Annotated in this window: 3 protein-coding genes; all 3 read left to right on the forward strand. The window is 75.9% G+C overall.

The window, feature by feature from the left end; genetic code table 11:
- Positions 1–1012, forward strand: a 1012-nt coding sequence (locus G6R24_RS19070; protein ID WP_163550558.1) for an ABC transporter ATP-binding protein, incomplete at its 5' end; no start/stop codon positions are given.
- A gap of 4 nt (positions 1013–1016) precedes the next feature.
- The gene (locus G6R24_RS19075; RefSeq protein ID WP_163550559.1) at positions 1017–3098 is read left to right on the forward strand and encodes a rhodanese-like domain-containing protein; all 2082 of its coding nucleotides are present in this window, start codon (positions 1017–1019) and stop codon (positions 3096–3098) included.
- A partial coding sequence (locus tag G6R24_RS19080) for an FAD-binding oxidoreductase (RefSeq protein ID WP_163550560.1) occupies positions 3098–3893 on the forward strand: 796 nt, incomplete at its 3' end. The genes G6R24_RS19075 and G6R24_RS19080, both read left to right, overlap by 1 nt.

Consider the following 3893-nt stretch of genomic DNA (forward strand, 5'->3'; position numbering starts at 1 on the left):
GGCGGGTGCCGCCTCGGTGAGCCCGGCCGGCGGGTCGGTCGGGGCGCCGGTGGCGTCCACGTCCGAACTGTTGCGGTTGGACGGGGTGGGCAAGGACTTCCGGCTGCCCCGCGGCGGTGAGTCGCGTCTCTTCACCGCCCTCGACGACGTGCACCTCGCCGTCCACGCCGGCCAGACCCTGGGACTGGTCGGGGAATCCGGATCGGGCAAGACGACGGCACTGCGGATCGCGATGGGCCTGGAGTCGCCGACCCGCGGCCGGGTGCTGCTCGAGGGCACCGACATCACCGGTGCCAGCTGGTCGACCCTGCGCCCGCTGCGCCGACGCTTCCAGCTCGTCCACCAGAACCCGTACTCGTCGCTGGACCCGCGTTTCACCGTCGCGCAGAGCATCGCCGAACCGCTGGTGAGCTTCCGGGTCGGCGACCGGGCCAGCCGCACCGCCCGGGTCCACGAACTGCTCGACCAGGTCGCCCTGCCCGTCTCCTACGCCGGACGGCGCCCCGCGGAGCTCTCCGGCGGCCAGCGTCAACGGGTCGCGATCGCCCGGGCGCTGGCACTGTCACCCGAACTCGTCTTCCTGGACGAGCCGGTGTCCGCCCTCGACGTCTCCGTGCAGGACCAGATCCTCACCCTGCTCGCCCGGTTGCAGGACGAGCTCGGCATCGGCTACCTGTTCGTCTCGCATGACCTCGCCGTCGTCGCCGCGCTCGCCCACCACGTCGCCGTGCTGCGCGGTGGACGCATCGTGGAAAGCGGCACCGCGGCCAGTGTCCTGACCGCCCCCACCGAGGCGCACACCCGCGAACTGCTCGACGCCGTCCCCGGCCAGCGTTTCGCCGCCGACCTCGCCGCCGCCGCCGGAGCCACCGCGACCGCTGGGACCACCGTCGCCGCCGAGACCGCTGCGACCGTCGGGACCGCTGCGACCGCCACCACTGATCTCGCCGGGGCAGCCACCGGCCCGAGTCCGCAGAAGGTGTCCGGCGCCACCGCCGGACTGGAAGGATGACCGTATGACCAGCACCGCACCCGGGGACGGGGCGACCGCCACCACCCGGCGTTACGTGATCATCGGCGCCGGTGCGGTCGGCGCGACGGTGGCCGCGCAGCTGCGGCTGGCCGGCATCGACGTCCTGGTCGTGGCCCGCGGCGCGAACCTCGCCGCGCTGCGCGAAGGCGGCCTGCGTTACCTGCGGCCGCCGGCCACCGAGGGCGGCGACCCGGTCGTGCACCAGCTCGACCTGCCGGTGGCCGCCGGCCCCGCCGAGGTCGACCTGCGCGCCACGGACGTGCTGGTCCTCGCGACCAAGGCGCAGGACAGCGAGGCCGTCCTCGCCGCCTGGGCCTGGGCGCCGGTGGACGGCGGCCCCGCCACCGCGGCCGAGACCCTGCCCCTCGTCCTGTTGCAGAACGGCCTGGACAGCGTCCGCGTCGCCCTGCGCCGCTTCGCCACCGTCCTGGACGCCGTCGTGTACAGCCCGGCGTCACACCTGCGCCCCGGCGAGGTCATCTCCCCGGCCACACCGATCGTCACCGCCCTGCTGCTCGGCCGCACCCCCGGCCCCGTCGCCTCGTCGGGCCCCGCCGTCCCGTCGGACACCGCCGTCCCGTCGGACACCGCCGCCTCGTCGGATACCGCCGGTACGGTCGCCTCCGCCGGTGGTGTGGGGACGTCCGAGGTGGACGCGCTGACGGCGGGGATCGCCGACGACCTGCGGCGGGCCTCGCTGGCCGTGCAGGTCCTCGGCGACATCGAGCGGTGGAAGGCCGGCAAGCTGCTGGGCAACCTCGCCTACAACCTGGACGCGCTCTACCCGCCCGGCCCGCGCCGCGACGCCGCCGGCGCCGAACTCGTCGCCGAGGCCCGCCGGGCACTGGCCGCCGCCGGCATCGACGTGGCCGAAGGGCTCGCGCCCGGCCTCGACCTGAGCGGCCTGGTGCTCGCCGACATCCCCGGGCATGTGCGCGGGGGCAGCTCCACCTGGCAGAGCCTGGCCCGTGGCGGCTCGGTCGAATCCGACTTCCTCAACGGCGAGATCGTCCTGCTCGCCCGGCTGCACGGCCTGACCGCGCCGGTCAACGCCGGCGTGCAGGCCCGCATCGCCGGTTCCGCCCGCCGCGGCGTTCCCCCCGGCGGCCTGGGCGACGCCGACCTCGAGGCCCTGCTCGCCACCGCCACCCCCGCCGCCGGCGGGCAGGTGGCGAACGGACGGGTGCCCGTGGACCTGGCCGGACGCACCCGTGCGGGCGCGGTGCTCGTCGAGGCGTCGGCGTTGCGCGACGAACTGGACTCGGCCACCCCGCCGCTGCTGCTCGACGTGCGCTGGGCGCTGGGAGACCCGCACGGGCACGACCACTACCGCGAGGCGCATCTGCCCGGCGCCGTCTACGTCGACCTCGACACCGAACTCGCCGACCACGCCCGGGCCGCCACCGGGGACGGCACCGCCGGTCGCCACCCCCTGCCCGACCTCGACAGTCTGCAACGCGCCGCGCGCCGCTGGGGGGTGCGCGCCGGCCGTCCGGTGGTCGTCTACGACAACGTCGGTGGGCTGTCCGCGGCCCGCGCGTGGTGGCTGCTGCGCTGGGCAGGGGTGCCCGACGTGCGCATCCTCAACGGCGCCCTGGGCGGATGGCGCACGGCCGGCCTGCCGCTGGAAACCGGGGAGGTCACCCCCGCACCCGGCGACATCGTCCTGAGCGCCGGGCACCTGCCCGTCCTGGACGCCGACGCCGCCGCGGCACTGGCCCACGACGGCATCCTGCTCGACGCCCGTGCCGGCGAACGCTACCGCGGCGAGGTCGAACCGATCGACCCCCGCGCCGGCCACATCCCCGGCGCGCTCAGCGCCGCCACCGGCGACAACCTCGACGCCACCGGACGGTTCCGTCCCGCCGCCGACCTGCGCGCCCGTTTCGCCGCCCTCGGCATCGACGTGACCGACCAGACCGTCGGGGTCTACTGCGGGTCGGGGGTCACCGCGGCCCACGAGATCGCCGCGCTCGCCGTCGTCGGCATCGACGCCGCCCTCTACCCGGGTTCCTGGTCGGCCTGGTCGTCGGACCCCGCGCGTCCCGTCGCCACCGGCGCCTGATGAGCACCGAGGTGGGCACCGACCTCCCCGCGGCCCCCGCCGCCTCCACCGCTCCCGCCGGGCGACGCGGGGGCGGGGAGGCGGCGGTGACGGAGGCGTTCGCCGTCGCGCTGCCGGTCGGACGGTGGAGCACCGACCCGGCGATCATCGACGCCCACCGGTTCGACCGCTCCGGCTGGATCCCACCCGGACGTCCACTCGGTGTCGCCTTCGCCCGGGAGGTCGCGGACGTCCAGTCCGTGCTGCGGGTCGCGTCCGCCCGGGGCGTGCCGGTGATCGTGCGAGGCGCCGGCACGGGCCTGGCCGGTGGGGCCGCGGCCGGCGCCGGGACGGTCGTGCTCGACCTCACCGGGATGAACCGCATCCGCGAACTGTCCGTCGCCGACGCGGTGGCCGTCGTCGAACCCGGCGTCATCACCGCCGACCTCGACGCCGCCGCCCGCCGGGCCGGCCTGAGCTACCCGCCCGACCCGGCGAGCGCGTCGATCTCCACCATCGGCGGGAACATCGCGACCAACGCCGGCGGACTACGCTGCGCCAAGTACGGCGTCACCCGCGAATCCGTTCTCGGCCTCGAGGTCGTCCTCGCCGACGGCGAAGTGATCACCACCGGACGGCGCACCGTCAAGGGCGTCGCCGGCTACGACCTCACCGGCCTGCTCGTCGGCTCCGAGGGGACCCTCGGGGTCGTCGTCGGCGCCACCGTGCGGCTACGCCCGCTCCCATGCGCCACCGTCACCCTCGCCGGCTACTTCGACACCGTCGCCGCGGCCGTCGACGGTGTCACCGCCCTGG

This window comes from Candidatus Frankia nodulisporulans (genome assembly GCF_902806475.1).
In the GTDB taxonomy this organism is placed as follows: Bacteria; Actinomycetota; Actinomycetes; order Frankiales; family Frankiaceae; genus Frankia; species Frankia umida.

Excerpts from the sequence above, each read along its gene's own strand:
- G6R24_RS19075 (WP_163550559.1), top strand. The coding sequence starts at position 1,017 with ATGACCAGCACCGCACCCGGGGACGGGGCGACCGCCACCACCCGGCGT.